This is a genomic window from Pseudomonas sp. CFBP 13711, from assembly GCF_014842265.1.
In the GTDB taxonomy this organism is placed as follows: domain Bacteria; phylum Pseudomonadota; class Gammaproteobacteria; order Pseudomonadales; family Pseudomonadaceae; genus Aquipseudomonas.
The window spans coordinates 103,782-120,547 of record NZ_JACYVI010000010.1; the positions used below are offsets into that span (position 1 = coordinate 103,782).

A 16,766-nucleotide genomic window follows, 5' to 3' on the forward strand; every position below is an offset into this window, starting at 1 on the left:
GCGGGAGTTCCCACTTTCTGGACAGGGCTCACCCGAACGGTGGCACCCGCCTGCCGGCAGTCCTAAATATCAGTTTTCGCTTGCCAAAACCTGGTTGCCCCCTTAAACAGAGCGTGCCGTTTCAGCACCCGCGACGACTTGCCGCGCCCGTTCTGCCCGTTGCGCCCTCGCAACCCGGCGTCGGGACAGGCCTGCCGAAACGCCCAGACACCTGCAAATCATGGAGACGCCAGGTAAACCCGATGACAGGAAATACGTCAGACACACTCCCCCGCACCCGTCGCGCCCCCAAGGGTGAGAAACGCCGCGAAGAGCTGCTCGACGCCGCGCTGCAATTGTTTTCGCTGGAGGGCTACACCGGCGCCTCCATTGCCCGCATCGCCGACATTGTCGGCATCTCGGTAGCGGGCGTGCTGCATCACTTCCCGAACAAGGTCGCCCTGCTGATGGGCGTGCTCGCCCGTCGCGACGAGGTCAACCACAAAGTGATCAGCAGCCTGCACAGCGAGCCGACGCTGCAGGGCTTCGTCAGCGGCCTGCGGCAGATCAATCGTTCCAACGCAACGGCGCCCGGCGTGATCCGCGCGTTCAGCATGCTGAACGCCGAAAGCCTGGTGGACAGCCATCCGGGGTGGGAATGGTTTCAGTCCCGCTACGTGACGATTCACGGACGCATGCGCGCACGGCTCGACCATCTGGTGGCCACCGGCGAAGTGCGTGGGGATGTGGATCTGGACGCGATCGTTCACCAGATACTGGCGATGATGGACGGGCTGCAGCTGCAATGGCTGCGCTTCCCCGAGACGGTGGATCTGGTGCAGCGTTTCGACAGTTACATGGCACAGGTCGAGCGCGATATCCGCGCATAAAAAATGAGGCGATCCGGGCTGGCCGGATCGCCTCATTCTCTGTTTCTCAAGCTCAGGTTGTCACTCGGGTTCAGGCCTCAGCCAGCGCCGGGATCAAGTCCCCGGCGCCGACCTGTTGCTCAGCCCTTTCCCGTTGCGATCAATCAGTACTCGGTGTTGCCGTCGTAGTCCGTGTTGCCATTGGCTGCGTCGGTGTCTTCGGTCTGATCAAGCACACCGCCGGTCTTCACCGCTGGCAGGGTCACTTTGACCGAGTTCAGCGCCGAACGTGGCAGCGGGTTGCTGGTGGTGGTCGACAGTTCCTGACGGAACGGGTTGACCAGCTTGGCATTCAGACGGATGTCGTCCGAAGCCGCGCCCAGGCTGATGTTGAAGGTGTCGGCATCGATCACCCACTGCTTGCTTGCCTCGTCGAAGTACGCCAGCGAACGATCGTTCAGTTCGATGGTGACGTGACGGGTTTCGCCCGGCTGCAGGAAGACCTTCTTGTAGCCTTTCAGCTCCTTGACGGCGCGCTCGACTTTCGGGTTCTGCTGGCCGACGTACAGCTCGGCGACTTCGGAACCGGCACGCTTGCCGCTGTTGGTCAGGTCGAACGAGACCTTGATCGGCGTGTTGCCCACTGCAACGCCCGGGGTGACCGAGATGTTGTTGTAAGTGAACTGGGTGTACGACAGGCCGTGACCGAACGCGAACAGCGGTTTGGTGTTGGTCTTGTCGTAGCCACGGTAGCCGAGCATGGTCAGGTCGTGGGCGTAGGTGATTTCCTTGACCTTGGTGCGTGTGTTATCGAAGGCCGGGAAATCCTTGTACAGCGGATTGTCTTCGATGTTGCGCTCGATACTGATCGGCAGCTTGCCCGACGGGTTGACCTTGCCGAACAGGATCTCGGCCAGGGCCTGACCGCCGTTCTGACCCGGGTAGAACGCGTGCAGCGCAGCCGGCACCTGGTCGATCCAGTCGCTCATCTTCAGCGCGGTACCGCCGTGCATGGTCACCACGGTGTTCGGGTTGGCCTTGGCGATGTTCTGGATCAGCTCGTTCTGGTACTCAGGCAGATCGAAGCTGTGGTCGAAACCTTCACCTTCGTATTCGGCGCTGTTACCCACGGCAACCACGACCGCGTCGTATTGCGACAGGTCGGAAGGTGCGGTCAGCGAAGCGGTCGACATCTGCACGCCCACCAGGCCGCCCATGGTCGACAGGTAACCGTCACGGCGCGAGTACTCAAGCTTCACGTCGTAAGCCTTGCCGGCTTCCAGCTTGATCTTGCCGGAAACAGGGATGGTCGGCGGAATGCTCTTGTTGGTGATGTTCTCACCGTCGCCGTTGTCGATGATCTTCTCGCCGTTGACCCATAGACGCACAGCGCCGTCGGCACGGACTTTGAAGACCTGGTCGCCGCTGATGGTCGGGGTGACCTGACCGCTCCAGCGAATGGAAGTGTTGGCGGTGTCGCCGTTGCTCGGCACGCTGTCGGTGGACCAGTCCAGGTTGACGTAGGTGTCGATCTGGGTGGCCGACGGGTCGCCGGACCAGGTGGCGTTGTTGAAGTACTCGGTCTTCATGCCAGCGACACTGTTGCCTTTGCTGTCGGTGGTGGTCCAGTGCATGGCCGTTGGATCGAGGGACAGCGTGTCGAGGAACTCGACCTGAGCGCCCGGGGCGATCTGGCGCAGACCGCTCAGCTCGCTGATGTAACGGGTGGCGTCAACGTGAGCACTGCCGAAACCGGTCGGCGGCGCGTACTTGGCCAGGTCGCCAACGACGGCGATGCGCTTGACCTTGTTCTTGTCCAGTGGCAGCACGTCGCCCTGGTTTTTCAGCAGCACAATGCCTTCGCGAGCGATGTTCAGAGCGACCTTGTTGCTGGTGGCGCTGTTCATGTTGTGCGTGGTCAGCGGTGCAAACTTGTCGAACTGGTACAGGTAGATGTTCTTCAGGATGCGGCGGACCTTGTCGTCGATGGTCGCCATGTCCAGCTCGCCGCTGTCCAGGTACGGCTTGAGCACCGAACTGTTCATCTGGCCGCCCATCATGTCCAGGTCGGTGCCGGCTTGTGCCGCTGGCAGACCGTGGACGACGGCGTTGTAGTCACTCTGTACCAGGCCCTTGAAGCCCCATTCCTTCTTCAGGATGTCGGCGATCAGGTGCTTGTTCTCGCAGGCGTACTCGCCGTTCACTTTCTGGAACGAGCACATCATCATCGCCACGGTGCCGTTTTTGGTCGCGGACTCGAACGGCGGCAGGGTCATCTCGCGCAGAACGCGCTCAGGCATGACCTGGTTGAGGATGAAGCGGTTGGTTTCCTGGTCGTTACCGGCGTAGTGCTTGGCTTCCGCCCAGACGCGACGCTGCTGGATACCGTTGATGACCGCAGGGCCCAGGCTTGCGCCGAGGAACGGGTCTTCACCGGAGAGGTATTCGAAGGCACGGCCGCTCCACGGCATGCGGTACAGGTTCATGCCTGGACCGGTGACGAACTGGTAGCCGCCGCTGGCAGTGTCGTAGCCCAGGGCGCGGCCGAAATCAATGGCGCGACGCGGGTTGAAGGTGGCCGCCAGGTTCGGGCCGGACGGATAGACCACGCCCGGATCGTTGCCTTCGCTGGTGTAACGGATGCCCGCGCCACCGTCGGCGCCGTGGATCTGTGGCACGCCGTACTGGGTCAGCGGCTTGACGTCCCAACCACCGATGCCGCCGATGTAGGCCAGCTTTTCTTCCTGAGTCATCTTCGCCAGGGTTTTTTCTGCCGCTTTGTCAGCGCGCAGTTCCTTGGCCGCCAGTTGCTCTTGGGTCGTGGTGTCGGCTGCGTTGGCGTGGCAGATAGCCAGGCTCAACAAAGCCAGTGCCGAGTGGGCACCGAAAGTTTTACGGTTTCGCATAGGGGACGCTCTCCAAGTATCACCCGCGCTCATTTGTCGCAGTTGACACGCCACAAGCCTTTAATTCAGGCATGACTCGGCCTATACCGAAGTTCTCGAAAGAACATCGGTGAACGGGAAAGTGGCGTTACAACGTGACGATGAGTGTGGGCAATTTGATCTTCTGTAACTAACGTTAATGGCGATGAGCCACCGAACTGCACGAGCGTTGCCCGAGACGTTTAAATTAAGGCAATTGTTTTCAATTGATGTCAAACAAAAAAATCAATCTTCAACAAACTCAACATTTTTTGATACATCATCTGAACTCTTGCTAAACCTACAGGTCTGTAGGTTTAGCAATTTTCACCGCTCAATGCCTGAAACCCCGTAAAAACTGGGTTTCACCCCTGAAACGAGCGGTGGGTCCACGCTGAAGCCAGCGTTGCGATCATTTCAAACACATGACAAACATTGGAGAAACATCACATGAAACTGCCAGTACTGGGCGCCATCGCTGCACTGACCCTGTCGTTTGCAACTGCAACAATGGCCGCTGACTCCGATACTCAGGAAACTGTTTCCGGCGCAGCAGATTCCACTGTCATGACGCAAACACAAAAAGATGCCACCACCGTGAAAGCCACCAAACAGAATCAGGCTGATGAAAACAAGCGTGGCCGTCCGACCGCTAATACGTCGCCTGCGACAAACTAACGCACTCCGTTAGTTACTGTTTTATTACGGCTGTTTATACATCACCCCGAGGTCTCGCCAGAGGCCTCACTTATTTGAATCCCCGTTGTGTCCATAAAACTGTCCCCTATCAATAGCCAACAACTGACCGCGCACACGGCCGAAGCGCTGTGTGCGTGGCTGTTGGCCAATGCCGGGCTGAAGACAGGTGATCTGGAACGGGCACAGCGGCTGGCCCAGGAATCCGAAGGCAGCTCGCTCACCGAATTGCTGACCCGCCTGGGGCTGGTCTCGGAACTGGACCTGGCCAGGGCGTGGGCCTCGACGCTGCAAGCGCCCTTGCTGCTGGCGGAAAACGTGACGCTGTCGGGTGAACCGCTGCCGGAATTGAGCGAGCGCTTTCTGCGCCACTATCGCCTGCTGCCCATTGGCGCCCATGCCGATGGCGTGCATGTGCTGGCAGCCAACCCGGGCAATGCCTACGGGCTGGACGCCGTGGCCTACGCCTGTCAGGCGCCGGTGTATGTGTCGGTGGGTGCTGGCAGTGAGGTCGACGGGCTGATCGAGCGTTATTACGGCCAGGGCCGCTCGGCCATGGGCTCGCTGATCGAAACCCTCGACGAACACGGCGGCGCCGAAGAAGACATCGAGCACCTCAAGGACCTCGCGTCCGAGGCGCCCGTAATCCGGCTGGTCAACCTGATCCTGCAGCGGGCCGTCGAGCAACGCGCCTCCGACATTCATATAGAGCCGTTCGAAAGCCAGCTGAAAGTGCGCTATCGCATCGACGGCGTGCTCCACGAAGCCGAAGCGCCGCCGTCCAGTTCATCAGCGGCGATCATTTCGCGACTGAAGATCATGGCGCGGCTGGACATCGCCGAGCGTCGCCTGCCCCAGGACGGCCGCATCATGCTGCGCATCCAGGGCAAAGAGCTGGACCTGCGGGTGAGCACGGTGCCCACCAGTTTCGGCGAGTCGGTGGTGATGCGTCTGCTGGATCGGCAGACCGTCAGTTTCGACTTCCCCAGCCTGGGCATGGACGGCGAGCGCCTGCAGAACTTCCTCGACGTGCTGGAAAACCCCCACGGCATTCTGTTGGTGACGGGCCCCACCGGTTCCGGCAAAACCACCACGCTGTACACTGCGCTGTCACGGCTCAACACCGCCGAGCGCAAGATCATCACCGTTGAAGACCCGGTCGAGTATCAGCTTGAGGGCATCAATCAGATTCAAGTGAAGCCGGCCATTGGCCTGGACTTCGCCGGCGCCCTGCGCTCCATTGTCCGCCAGGACCCGGACGTGATCATGATCGGCGAGATGCGCGACCTGGAAACCTGCCGCATCGCCATCCAATCGTCGCTGACCGGTCACCTCGTGCTGTCGACCCTGCACACCAACAGTGCCGCCGCGAGTATCACGCGATTGCTGGACATGGGCGTCGAAAGCTACCTGATCGCCTCCACCGTTAAAGGCATTCTGGCCCAGCGGCTGGTGCGCAGGCTTGACCCGCTCACGCGCATCGCCTTTGAAGCACCGCCGGAACTGGTCGCCGAGCACGGGCTGGATCGCTTCACCGATCAGCGCCCGATTACTCTTTATCGTCCCGCCAGCGAATTGCCCGGCGGCGGTTATCACGGCCGTAGCGCCATCACCGAATTGCTGGTCATGAACGAAGAACTGCGCGGCCTGCTGATGCGCCAGGCCGATGCCTCGACGCTGGAGCAAGCCGCCCGTCGCGGGGGCCTGCGCACCTTATATGAGGAAGGCCTGCGTCAGGCAGTGGCCGGCGTGACCTCCCTTGAAGAGGTGCTGCGCGTTACGCGTGGCGACTGACCATGGCCCATTTCAAATACCGCGCACTGGATGCCGACGGCGTCGCCCAACACGGCACCCTCGAAGCGGCTGATCAAAACGCAGCCACCGCGATTCTGCACAAGCGCGGCCTGTTGCTGCTCAGCCTCGAAGCCAGTGCCAACAGCGGCCTGCGCGCGGCCATGCGCCGGGGTGCGATGAACGGCGCGGCGCTGGTGAGTTTCACCCAGCAACTGGCGACCCTGCTCGGGGCCGGCCAGCCGCTGGAGCGCGCCCTGACCATCCTCCTCAAGCAGACCCACGAGCCCAAGCGTCAGGCGCTGCTCGAACGGATTCGCGAACAGGTCAAGGCCGGTAAACCCTTGAGCCAGGCGCTGGAAGAAGAGCACGGCCAGTTTTCCAGCCTGTACATCAGCATGGTGCGCGCGGGCGAAGCCGGCGGGTCCCTGGAAAGCACCTTGCGCCAGCTCAGCGATTACCTTGAACGCAGCCAGATGCTGCGCGGCGAAGTCATCAATGCGCTGATCTACCCGATCTTTCTGGTGGTCGGCGTGCTGGGTTCGCTGGCCCTGCTGCTGGCCTACGTGGTGCCGCAGTTCGTGCCGATCTTTCGCGATCTGGGCGTACCAATTCCCTTCATCACCCAAGCCATTTTGTGGCTGGGTGAATTTCTCAGCGCCTATGGATTGCTGCTGCTCGGTGCGATCGTCGGGCTGATCTGGACCGTCGCCGTGCTGCGCCGAGATCCCCAGCGACGTCAGCGTCACGACCGGCGCCTGCTGTTCATTAAAGTCATCGGGCCGCTGTTGCAGCGGATCGAAGCCGCGCGTCTGGCCCGAACCCTCGGCACCCTGCTGAGCAACGGCGTTGCGCTGTTGCAGGCGATGACCATCGTCCGTCAGGTCTGCGGCAATTACGCCCTGCGCGCCCAGGTCGAGCAGGCCACCGAGTGGGTCAAGGGTGGCGGCACGCTGGCCCAGGCGTTCGGCGAGCAACCGCTGCTGCCGGAGCTGGCCCTGCAGATGATCGAAGTCGGCGAACAGGCCGGCAACCTGGACGGCATGCTGCTCAAGGTCGCCGACGTGTTCGACGTCGAGGCCAAGCGCGGCATCGACCGCCTGCTCGCGGCGCTGGTGCCGAGCCTGACCGTTGTCATGGCGGTGATGGTGGCGGTGATCATGCTCGCCATCATGCTGCCGCTGATGAGCCTTACCAGTAACATTTGAGGAAATAGACATGTCCCGATTCAACGCTGCCCAAGGCCGTCGCCAGGGCGGTTTCACCCTGCTGGAAATGCTCGCCGTGATCGTGCTGCTGGGCATCGTCGCCACCATCGTCGTGCGTCAGGTCGGCGGCAACGTCGACAAGGGCAAATACGGCGCAGGCAAGGCGCAACTCGCCAGCCTCGGCATGAAAGTCGAAAGCTACGGCCTGGACGTCGGTACGCCGCCGGCCAATCTGCAGCAGCTGGTGACCAAGCCGGCCAATGCCACCGGTTGGGCCGGTCCGTACGCCAAGCCTTCGGACCTGAAAGACCCGTTCGGCCACGCGTTCGGCTATCGCTACCCGGGCGAGCACGGCAGCTTTGACCTGATCTTCTACGGTCAGGACGGTCAGCCTGGCGGTGACGGCTACAAGGCCGACATCGGTAACTGGGAATAACATGCACGCCCTGCCCCGCGCCCGCGGCTTCACCCTGTTCGAATTGCTGGTGGTGATCGTTCTGATCGGCATCAGCGTCGGGCTGGTGAGCTTCGGCGTGGGTCGGGGTTTGCACGCGGCCAGTGAACGCCGGGCATTGAGCGAGGTGGTGCAATCGCTGCGGGCGGCGCGGGTGCAGGCGATCGTCACCGGGCAACCGGCGCAGACGCGCTTTGATCTGCGCAACGGTCGGCTTCAAGGCCCGCAACTGAAGCCGGTGCAACTGCCCACCGACATGCGGGTGCAACTGCAGACCGCCGACGGCCTCGGCCCGGCGTTCGAGTTCTACCCGGACGGCGGTTCCAGCGGCGGCCATCTGTTACTGGCCCGGGGCGACAAACATTGGCGCGTCGACATCAACTGGCTGACCGGCAACGTTCAGTTGCGCACGCTCAATTGAGGCGTCAGCGCGGTTTCACATTGCTGGAAATGCTCGCCGCCCTGGCTGTGCTGGCGGTGTGCAGCAGTGTGCTGGTGGTGGCGTTCGGGCAGAGCGCACGGGCCCTGCAGCAGGCGCAACGCAGTGACCGGTTAAACCTGGCCGCGCGTTCGCTGATCGATGAAGCCAGCGCCGGTCGCTTGCAGCCGGGTCGGACCGAGGGCAAGTGGAGCGGCGTGAACTGGCAGATGGACGTCAGCGCGCTTCCCCGCGGCAACAGCCCGGCGACGGCATGGCGGCTGGATCTCGAAGTGAGGGACGGAGCGCGCCGCGCCCATTACAGCAGCCTGCAAGTGCGCAGTGCTGACTCGGGTGCAGGGCAATGACGCGTCGAAGCCAGGGTTTTACGCTGCTCGAAGTGCTGGTGGTGCTGAGCCTGCTCGGGGTGCTGCTGACCATGGTCGGAGCGGCGATCACCGGGGCCAACCGCGCCATGGCCAAGGCCGAGCGTTACAGCACGCGGCTGGACGAAATACGTTCGACACAGAATTTCCTGCGCAGCGCCATCGGTCAGGCCCTACCCCTCGCGGCCGGCGGGGCCGAGCCCGGTCAGGCGCCGGTGTTCGAGGGCGACGCCCAGGCCATGAGCTTTTATGCGCCGCTGCCCGCCACATTAGGCGGAGGTTTGTACCGGCACAGCGTGACGCTGGCGGCCGGTCAGCGTTTGCAGATCAGCCTGGAGCGCTTGCGCGGTCAGGCCTTGCTGCCGGCCGAAGAACCCCAGGTGTTGTTGCATGAAGTGCGCGCGCTGCAACTGAGTTACCGCGGTGTGTCGCCCACCGGCGAATCCACGGCGTGGCTGGATCACTGGCCATGGCCGGGACGCCTGCCCGTCAGCGTGCGCATCGACGCGCAACTGGCCGGTCCCGTGCCGTGGCCGCTGCAAAGCATCAATCTGCGCCTGGATTTGTCCGGCGAGGCGCACACGTTATGACAGGCCGTCGGCAAAAGGGCGTCGCGCTGCTCCTGGTGTTGTGGGTGCTGGCGCTGCTCAGTACCCTGCTCGCCGGTTTGCTGGGCTGGGTGCACCTGCAGAACCGTCAGGCCCTGTGGCAACGCCAGCACACCCAGGCGGTACTCGCCGCAGAAGCCGGTATCGGCATGGCGGTGCTGGCGCAACTGGACCGCGACCCGCAACGGCACTGGAAAGCCGACAACCAGCCCCATGGATTGCGTTTCGATGAGGCCGCGCTGGCAGTGAGTCTCGGCAGCGAGACCGGCAAGCTGGACCTCAACGCGGCACCGGCGGAATCCTTCGCCCGCCTGCTGGTGGCGTGCGGGGCGAGTCCGGACCTGGCCCGGCAAGTGGCCCAGGGCCTGGAGCAACGTCGCGGCGGCGGCCGGGCGCCGCTGCGGATGGTCGAGGAAGTTCGGGAACTGCCGGGCATCGGCCAGCCGCTGTACCAGTGCGCCAGCCCGCACGTCACGTTATGGAGCGGCCTGACCGCGCCGGATCCGCGCATGGCGTCGCCCTGGCTGCGGCAGGCGCTGGGTCTGCCGCAAGCGGGACCTGCCAGCGAAGACGCAGGGCCGGTCGTCAGTATTCGAAGCCAGGCGACATTGCCCGGCGGTTACACCACGACGCTCAACGTCACGTTGTTATTGAACCCATCGAAGGAGGGAGCGCGACCGTATCGCGTTCTGCGTTGGCAAGAATGAAGCAATCACTTTTACAGCAGCTGGCGCCCTTGCAGGCCCGGGTGCGCAGTCAGTGGCGTGACAGCCCGGCGCAGCATCTGTGGCAGGCCTGGCTCGAGGAGTTGCAGGCGCTGCTGCCGGCCGGCGTTCGCGCACGGCTGATGCCTCAGGTGCGCGAGCGGCTGATTGACTGGCCCTTGCCCGAGCACATTGCCCACGAAACCGGCGAGCGGCTGATCCTGATGCTCCCCGCCGGCATGGTCCTGGCGCAGCCGCTGCAACTGCCGCTGGCGGCGCTGCGGGACCTGCACAGCGTGGTCGGTTTCGAGCTGGACAAATACACGCCCTACCCCCGCGAGCATATGCATTACGTTGCGCGCGTCACCGCCAAGGGCAAAACCCTCGCACAGGTGCTGCTGGTGGCGGTGCTGCGCGAGCGTTTGCAGCCGGTCATCGACACCTGCAAGGCACGCGGCCTGCCGCTGTATGCCGTGGATGCGCGCAACGCGAAGGGCGAACGGCTCAACGTTGATCTGCTGCCGGCCGAGCTGAAGCCGGCATCTGCAGGTTCCGCGCGCTTGCCGCGTTTCCTCGCCGTGGTCTGCGGCGCCTTGCTGCTGACCTGCATGGTGCTCTGGCTGGATGCGCGCACAGCGCAGGTCGAAGCGATGCAACAGCACGTCGACGAGCAACGCAGCCAGGTGCAAGCCGTGCAAAACCTGCGCCGCGAACTGATCAACACCCAGGGCGCCGCGCGTTACCTGGCCCAGCAAAAGGCCGCGCAGCCGACCACCTCCAGCGTGCTCGCCGACCTCACCGGTTGCCTGGGCGCTGACACGTGGGTCGAGCAGCTGGAAATCTCTGACGGCGGCAGCGTGTCGATCACCGGCCAGAGCGCCAAGGCCAGCGCCCTCATTAGCCGCATGAAAGACTGCCGCACCCTCACCGACGCGCAGTTCCAGGGGATCATTCAGCCCGACGCGCAGACCGGCAAAGAGCGCTTTTCCCTGCGCGCCCAGTTGCGCAAGGAGGCCGCCGATGCGCCGTGAACTGACCCCCCGTGAACGTCGCGGCGCCGCGCTCATCGCGCTGGCCCTGCTCCTTTGGGCGGCCTGGTGGCTGTTGGTGCAAAGCTGGTTTCTCGATCCGTTGAGCGACCTGCAGGACCAGGCCGACACTCTGCGCCAACAGGAACAACGCTACGCCGGCGCCCTCGCCCAGCGCGACAGCCTTGAGCAGCAATTGCAGGCGGCCCGCCGCGACCCGTCGAGCCGCAGCAGCCTGTTACCCGGCGAAGACCCGAGCGCCGTGGCCGCCGATCTGATGCAACGCAGCCTGGATCTGGTCAAGGCCCACGCCGATCAGGGCCCCGGCTGCCAGGTCACCCAGCGCATGCCGATCACCCCCGAGCGCGACAGTGCCGAGCCGTATCGTCAGGTCAAAGTCAGCCTGACCCTGGACTGCGCCATGGAGCCGCTGGTGGGCTTGCTGCACGAACTGGAATACGGCCAGCCGTTTCTGTTCATCGACAACCTGAGCATTCGCCGCGCCACAACGGCCCCCGCCACTGGCGGCGCCGGACGCTTGCAGGTGCATCTGCTGTTGCGCGGTTATCTGCAGCAGGCCGCGCCGCATAAGGCGCTGCCGTCCAAAGCCCCCGCCGCCGAGCCAGCGACCGAATCCCGGCAGCAGCCTGATCCCGCCGAGCAAGCCGATCTGGATGAGCAACCTGAACCGCCGACACCGTCCGAGGAGCCTGACGCATGAAGTTCGACTCCCTTACCCTAGCGCTTGGCGCGGCCACGGTTGCCCTCGCAGCCGTTGCCGTCAGCCTGAGCACCGGCGCCGGTCAGGACATCGACTGGTTGCCGGCCGGCGAAGCGCGCGAAGCCACACCATCGGCCGGGCCTGCGGCATTGCCTGCGCTGCCGGCCCAGGCCCTTGCGCTGACGTGGCAGCAGTCTATGTTCAGCCCGGATCGAAAGCCTGATCTGGTCACCGGCAAATCCCAGGCCTCGTCCCTGGACGGCATCAGCCTGAGCGGCGTGATCATCGACGGCGCTTCGCAATGGGTGCTGCTGCAGTTGCCGCAGAAGCGCCGCCTGAAGCTGGCCGTCGGTAGCACCCTGGACAACGGCTGGACCCTGGATTCGGTCACGCCGCAACACGCCACTTTCAGCCATCAGGGCCAGACCCGGGAACTGCGTCTGCCCATGCTGCGCCTTCCGCCGCCGTCGAAAGTCCCCCCTATTACCCTTCCAAACGTACCCACACCATGAACAATCGCACCCCTGAGTTTTCCCGTCTGCGCAGCCCGTTGTTGTGCCTGGCCACCGCCGTGGCCCTGGCCGGATGCGCGTCCACTCCGGAACGTTTCGAAAACGATCCGGCCCTGATGCAGGAAGCACTCAATGGCACCGGCTCGCAGCGAGGCCCGGTCAGCGATCCGGTTGAGGCGCCGAGCCCGAACAACCCCGGCGCCAAGCCTGCGCCCGCGCGCCAGCAGATCATTCGTGGCAACCAGACGTTCGTGCGCGGTGCGGGCCCGGCCCAAACGGGCGCGGGTGGGAAAGGCGCGCAGGCAGCCGCCGGTGACATCACCTTCAACTTCGCCAATCAGCCCATCGAAGCGGTGATCAACACCGTGCTCGGCGATTTGCTGCACGAGAACTACAGCATCAATCAGGGCGTAAAAGGCGACGTCAGCTTCTCGACCTCGCAGCCGGTGAACAAACAGCAGGCGCTGTCGATTCTGGAAACGCTGCTGTCGTGGACCGACAACGCGATGATCCGCCAGGGCGACCGTTACGTGATCCTCCCGGCCAATCAGGCCGTTGCCGGCAAGCTGGTGCCGGAGATGCCGGTGGCGCGACCGTCCACCGGGCTGTCGGCGCGGCTGTTCCCGCTGCGCTTTATCTCGGCCACCGAAATGCAGAAGCTGCTCAAGCCTTTCGCCCGTGACAACGCGTTCCTGCTGGTCGATCCGGCGCGCAACGTGTTGAGCCTGGCCGGTACGCCGGATGAGCTGGCCAATTACCAGGACACCATCGACACCTTCGACGTGGACTGGCTCAAGGGAATGTCCATCGCCGTGTATGGCCTGCAACGCGCCAGCGTCGGCGAGCTGATGCCCGAACTGCAGAAGATGTTCGGCCCGGACAGCGGTATGCCGTTGGCGGGCATGGTCAAGTTTCTGCCGATCGAGCGGACCAACTCGGTGGTGGCGATTTCTTCCCAGCCGCGTTACCTGAGCGAAGTCGGCGACTGGATTCACACCATCGACGAAGGCGGCGGCAACGAGCCGCAGATGTACGTCTACGACGTGCGCAACATGAAGGCCTCGGACCTGGCCAAATACCTGCGGCAGATCTACGGCAACGGCCAGATCAAGGACGACAGCGCGGCCAAGGTCGCACCGGGTCTGCGCACCCGTTCGCTGTCCTCGCTGAACGGCAGTGGCACCGGCAGCAGCGGCGGCCTGAGCGGCAGCGGTCAGGGCCTGAACAGCAGCTCCTCCGGGATCGGTGGCGGCATGGGTTCAGGAATGGGTGGCGCCAATGGTGGTTTGCAAACCGGCACTCAGCAAGGCGATGAAGAGCAGGACGGCGAGACGTCCGAAGACAGCGCCGACAGCAGCGGTCAGGGCGACACCTCGGACGCCGCGGCCAGCGGCTCTGGCGCCAGCAAGCGTCTGGACGACAGCACCCGCATCACCGCCCAGCAGAGCAGCAACCAGTTGCTGATCCGCACGCGTCCGGCCCAGTGGGCGGAGATCGAATCCGCCATCAAGCGCCTGGACAACGCGCCGATGCAGGTACAGATCGAGACGCGAATTCTTGAAGTCAACCTGACCGGCGAGCTGGACCTTGGCGTGCAGTGGTACCTCGGCCGTCTGGCCGGCAATTCCACCAGCACCACCGTGGCGAACACTGCCGGCAGTCAGGGCGCATTGGGCGGCGGCGGTGCTGGGCTCGGCGCCACCGATTCGCTGTTTTATTCGTTCGTCAGCAATAACCTGCAGATCGCCCTTCACGCGCTGGAACAGAGCGGCCGCACGCAAGTGCTGTCGGCGCCGTCGCTGGTGGTGATGAACAATCAACAGGCGCAGATTCAGGTCGGTGACAACATCCCGATCAGCCAGACCACGGTCAACACCTCGGCCACCACCGCTACCCTGAGCAGCGTCGAATACGTGCAGACCGGGGTCATCCTCGACGTCGTGCCGCGCATCAATCCGGGCGGCCTGGTGTACATGGACATCCAGCAGCAGGTCAGCGACGCCAATGACACGTCGACTGACGCCAACGGCAACCCGCGGATCTCGACCCGCTCGGTGTCGACCCAGGTGGCGGTGCAGAGTGGTCAGACCGTGTTGCTTGGTGGCCTGATCAAACAGGACAACGCCGACACCGTGTCCGCCGTGCCGTACCTGGGCCGCATCCCCGGCCTGCGCTGGCTGTTCGGCAACACCAGCAAGAGCAAGAAGCGCACCGAACTGGTCGTGCTGATCACCCCACGGGTCATCACCAGCAACAGCCAGGCGCGGCAAGTCACCGATGACTATCGCCAGCAGTTGCAGCTGATCAAGCCGACACCGCCGATGGGCAGCCGGTAGTTTGTTGATCGTCCCACGCTCCGCGTGGGAATGCCGCCCCGGACGCTCCGCGTCCGTTCGTTGGAGGCTGTTTAAGGTCTGGGGGCGGGATGACGCGGCGCGTCACGGGAGGCATGCCCACGCAGAGCGTGGGCACGATCAACAGAAGTGATTGCGCGCTTGGCAATCCGCCGGTCCGTGGTAAAACAGGTTTTCAAACGACCTTTTTATCGCGACCTTAAAGGACCAAGGCCCATGCCCTTCGATCTTCATCACCTTCTGCTCGTCTATACGGCCTACATCGTCGGCGCGGCGAGTCCGGGGCCGAGCAACATGCGCATCATGGGCGTGGCGATGCACCGGGGCCGACGCCCGGCGCTGATGCTGGCGGCAGGCGTGATCAGCGGGTCGTTTTTCTGGGGTTCGATGGCGGCCACCGGTGTTTCCGCCGTGCTCACGCAATACGCCGAAGCGCTCATGCTGCTGAAAATCCTCGGCGGCGCCTACCTGCTGTTTCTCGCCTTCAAAGCGGCCCGCTCCGCGCTAACCTCCACCGAAAAGGTCGAACGCGAGATCGCTGACGCACCGGCGCTTTCTGGCTGGCGCCTTTACCAGCGCGGCCTGCTCATGCACCTCACCAATCCCAAGGCGCTGCTGGGCTGGGTGGCGACGATGACGCTGGGGTTGGGTGCGCAAGCGACGCCGCAAACCGTCGCGGTCATCCTTGCCGGTTGCGCGGTGCTCAGCGTGACAATCTTCTGTGGCTACGCGCTGGTGTTTTCGACCGCGCCGATGATCCGTGCCTACCGCAGGGCGCGCCGCTGGATCGAAGGCACTCTCGCCCTGGTTTACGCCACGGCGGGCCTGAAATTGCTTTACTCGCGCCCGTGAAACTCTAAGCCGCCCGCGCACACCAAGACAGTACCCAACACTGGCGGGTATGAGCCCGAGAGAGAGCACGCAATTGGACAGCAACGACGGTTTGCATTTTCCCGACGACGAACTGGCGCAGGCACGGCGCTTCAACCAGAAGCTGGCCTGGCTGCCGCGCTTTCGTATCCGCAACCGCTTCACCCCGCTTTTGATTCAGTCGCTGTTGCGCGTCGGTCAGCTCAATGGCGCGGCGAAGCTGGCCCGCCATGGCCTGCACGCCGAACGCACCACGGCGTTTATCGACGGTCATCGCGTGCCGGTCCGGATCATCCGGCCCAAGGGCAAGGCCAAAGGCGTGGTGCTGGACATTCATGGCGGCGGCTGGGTGATCGGCAACGCGCAGATGAACGACGACCTGAACATGGCCATGGTGCGGGCGTGCGATGTGGCCGTTGTTTCGGTCGATTATCGGCTGGCGGTGTCAACGCCGGTCGAAGGGCTGATGGAAGACTGCCTGGTCGCGGCGCGGTGGCTGCTGGGTAACGGTTGCCCGGAGTTCGCCGGGTTGCCGGTGATCGTTGTCGGCGAATCGGCGGGCGGGCATCTGGCGGCGGCGACCCTGCTGCAGCTCAAGGCCTGGCCCGAGATGTTCAAGCGGGTGTGCGGCGCCCTGCTCTATTACGGGGTTTATGACCTGACCGGCACGCCGAGCGTGCGAGCGGCAGGCAAGGACACGCTGGTGCTGGACGGACCGGGCATGGTTGCCGCCCTGCGCTTGCTCACGCCAGACATCAGCGATGCCCAGCGTCAGGCGCCGCCGCTGTCGCCGTTGTATGGGGATCTATCCGGTTTCCCGGCCGCATTGATGTGGGTCGGCGAACTGGACCCGCTGCGCGATGACACCCTGCAAATGGCGGATCGCTGGGCGAAAACCGCCGGGGTCGAAGTGCACCTGTTGCCCGACGCGCCCCACGGTTTCATCCATTTCCCGACCATGATGGCCGACCGCGTGCTGGAGCACAGCCGCGCCTGGATTCGTCAGCGCATTTAATCTGCGGCGAGTTGATCGCTTTGGTTTTAGTGGGACCGGCTTTAGCCGGGAAGGCGTCTGCGGCCACACCGCAAAATTGATGGCGTGCACACCGGCCTCTTCCCGGCTAAAGCCGGTCCCACTAAAAAGCATCGCGTGCAGCCATCGGGATCCCGCTGATGCCGGTCCTGCAAAAAGCAACCTGATCGAACCCCTTGCGCGCTCCCGGGTCTGCTCATCTATTGCTTAA

Annotated in this window: 15 protein-coding genes and 1 pseudogene; 15 read left to right on the top strand and 1 reads right to left on the bottom strand. The window is 63.8% G+C overall.

The genetic code is table 11. The annotated features are described in order from the left end of the window. Positions 1-242: 242 nt before the first annotated feature. On the top strand, positions 243-869 hold the full coding sequence (locus IFT47_RS18875) for a TetR/AcrR family transcriptional regulator (protein WP_192173603.1): 627 nt from the start codon (positions 243-245) through the stop codon (positions 867-869). 143 nt (positions 870-1,012) lie between these two features. On the opposite strand, the gene IFT47_RS18880 is transcribed toward IFT47_RS18875, so the two are convergent. Next, positions 1,013-3,754: a beta-glucosidase gene (locus IFT47_RS18880; protein WP_192173602.1), complete on the bottom strand. Its 2,742-nt coding sequence runs from the start codon at positions 3,752-3,754 to the stop codon at positions 1,013-1,015. Positions 3,755-4,222: 468 nt separating this feature from the next. On the opposite strand from IFT47_RS18880, the gene IFT47_RS18885 reads away from it, so the two are divergent. From IFT47_RS18885 to IFT47_RS18950, 14 genes and pseudogenes are all read left to right on the top strand, one after another. Next, complete coding sequence (locus IFT47_RS18885) at positions 4,223-4,450, top strand: hypothetical protein (RefSeq protein ID WP_192173601.1); 228 nt, start codon at positions 4,223-4,225, stop codon at positions 4,448-4,450. Between the two features lie 93 nt (positions 4,451-4,543). After that, a complete protein-coding gene (gene gspE / locus IFT47_RS18890) occupies positions 4,544-6,262 on the top strand; it encodes a type II secretion system ATPase GspE (protein WP_192173687.1) in 1,719 nt (572 codons plus the stop codon). Between the two features lie 2 nt (positions 6,263-6,264). Continuing rightward, positions 6,265-7,467, top strand: a complete 1,203-nt coding sequence (gspF, locus tag IFT47_RS18895; protein ID WP_192173600.1) for a type II secretion system inner membrane protein GspF — start codon at positions 6,265-6,267, stop codon at positions 7,465-7,467. Positions 7,468-7,477: 10 nt separating this feature from the next. Continuing rightward, positions 7,478-7,903, top strand: coding sequence for a type II secretion system major pseudopilin GspG (gene gspG / locus IFT47_RS18900; protein WP_192173599.1), 426 nt, complete (start codon positions 7,478-7,480; stop codon positions 7,901-7,903). 1 nt (position 7,904) lies between these two features. Further along, a complete protein-coding gene (locus IFT47_RS18905; protein WP_192173598.1) occupies positions 7,905-8,342 on the top strand; it encodes a GspH/FimT family pseudopilin in 438 nt (145 codons plus the stop codon). Next, positions 8,339-8,707, top strand: a complete 369-nt coding sequence (locus IFT47_RS18910; protein ID WP_192173597.1) for a type II secretion system protein — start codon at positions 8,339-8,341, stop codon at positions 8,705-8,707. The genes IFT47_RS18905 and IFT47_RS18910 overlap by 4 nt, the downstream gene beginning before the upstream one ends. Further along, entirely contained in the window at positions 8,704-9,315 is a 612-nt protein-coding gene (locus tag IFT47_RS18915; protein WP_192173596.1) for a prepilin-type N-terminal cleavage/methylation domain-containing protein, read from the top strand. The genes IFT47_RS18910 and IFT47_RS18915 overlap by 4 nt, the downstream gene beginning before the upstream one ends. Next, complete coding sequence (locus IFT47_RS18920) at positions 9,312-10,040, top strand: type II secretion system protein GspK (protein ID WP_192173595.1); 729 nt, start codon at positions 9,312-9,314, stop codon at positions 10,038-10,040. Before IFT47_RS18915 ends, IFT47_RS18920 begins: the two co-directional genes overlap by 4 nt. After that, positions 10,037-11,068 carry a PilN domain-containing protein gene (locus IFT47_RS18925; protein ID WP_192173594.1) on the top strand — a complete coding sequence of 344 codons (1,032 nt, stop codon included), beginning with the start codon at positions 10,037-10,039 and terminating at the stop codon, positions 11,066-11,068. The genes IFT47_RS18920 and IFT47_RS18925 overlap by 4 nt, the downstream gene beginning before the upstream one ends. Next, a pseudogene (gspM, locus tag IFT47_RS18930) lies at positions 11,058-11,648 on the top strand (type II secretion system protein GspM); the annotation flags it as partial. The gene IFT47_RS18925 and the pseudogene gspM, both read left to right, overlap by 11 nt. 134 nt (positions 11,649-11,782) lie before the next feature. Further along, positions 11,783-12,298, top strand: coding sequence for a general secretion pathway protein GspN (locus tag IFT47_RS18935; RefSeq protein ID WP_192173592.1), 516 nt, complete (start codon positions 11,783-11,785; stop codon positions 12,296-12,298). After that, positions 12,295-14,634: a type II secretion system secretin GspD gene (gene gspD / locus IFT47_RS18940; RefSeq protein WP_192173591.1), complete on the top strand. Its 2,340-nt coding sequence runs from the start codon at positions 12,295-12,297 to the stop codon at positions 14,632-14,634. The genes IFT47_RS18935 and gspD overlap by 4 nt, the downstream gene beginning before the upstream one ends. A gap of 234 nt (positions 14,635-14,868) precedes the next feature. Next, positions 14,869-15,504 (top strand): LysE family translocator, encoded by a 636-nt coding sequence (locus tag IFT47_RS18945; RefSeq protein ID WP_192173590.1) that lies wholly within the window; start codon positions 14,869-14,871, stop codon positions 15,502-15,504. A 73-nt stretch (positions 15,505-15,577) separates the two neighbouring features. Beyond that, positions 15,578-16,537, top strand: coding sequence for an alpha/beta hydrolase (locus IFT47_RS18950; RefSeq protein WP_244655979.1), 960 nt, complete (start codon positions 15,578-15,580; stop codon positions 16,535-16,537). Positions 16,538-16,766: the final 229 nt, after the last annotated feature.

Excerpts from the sequence above, each read along its gene's own strand:
- IFT47_RS18875 (WP_192173603.1), top strand. The coding sequence starts at position 243 with ATGACAGGAAATACGTCAGACACACTCCCCCGCACCCGTCGCGCCCCC.
- IFT47_RS18880 (WP_192173602.1), bottom strand. The coding sequence starts at position 3,754 with ATGCGAAACCGTAAAACTTTCGGTGCCCACTCGGCACTGGCTTTGTTG.
- IFT47_RS18885 (WP_192173601.1), top strand. The coding sequence starts at position 4,223 with ATGAAACTGCCAGTACTGGGCGCCATCGCTGCACTGACCCTGTCGTTT.
- gspF (WP_192173600.1), top strand. The coding sequence starts at position 6,265 with ATGGCCCATTTCAAATACCGCGCACTGGATGCCGACGGCGTCGCCCAA.
- gspG (WP_192173599.1), top strand. The coding sequence starts at position 7,478 with ATGTCCCGATTCAACGCTGCCCAAGGCCGTCGCCAGGGCGGTTTCACC.
- IFT47_RS18905 (WP_192173598.1), top strand. The coding sequence starts at position 7,905 with ATGCACGCCCTGCCCCGCGCCCGCGGCTTCACCCTGTTCGAATTGCTG.
- IFT47_RS18915 (WP_192173596.1), top strand. The coding sequence starts at position 8,704 with ATGACGCGTCGAAGCCAGGGTTTTACGCTGCTCGAAGTGCTGGTGGTG.
- IFT47_RS18920 (WP_192173595.1), top strand. The coding sequence starts at position 9,312 with ATGACAGGCCGTCGGCAAAAGGGCGTCGCGCTGCTCCTGGTGTTGTGG.
- IFT47_RS18925 (WP_192173594.1), top strand. The coding sequence starts at position 10,037 with ATGAAGCAATCACTTTTACAGCAGCTGGCGCCCTTGCAGGCCCGGGTG.
- IFT47_RS18935 (WP_192173592.1), top strand. The coding sequence starts at position 11,783 with ATGAAGTTCGACTCCCTTACCCTAGCGCTTGGCGCGGCCACGGTTGCC.
- gspD (WP_192173591.1), top strand. The coding sequence starts at position 12,295 with ATGAACAATCGCACCCCTGAGTTTTCCCGTCTGCGCAGCCCGTTGTTG.
- IFT47_RS18945 (WP_192173590.1), top strand. The coding sequence starts at position 14,869 with ATGCCCTTCGATCTTCATCACCTTCTGCTCGTCTATACGGCCTACATC.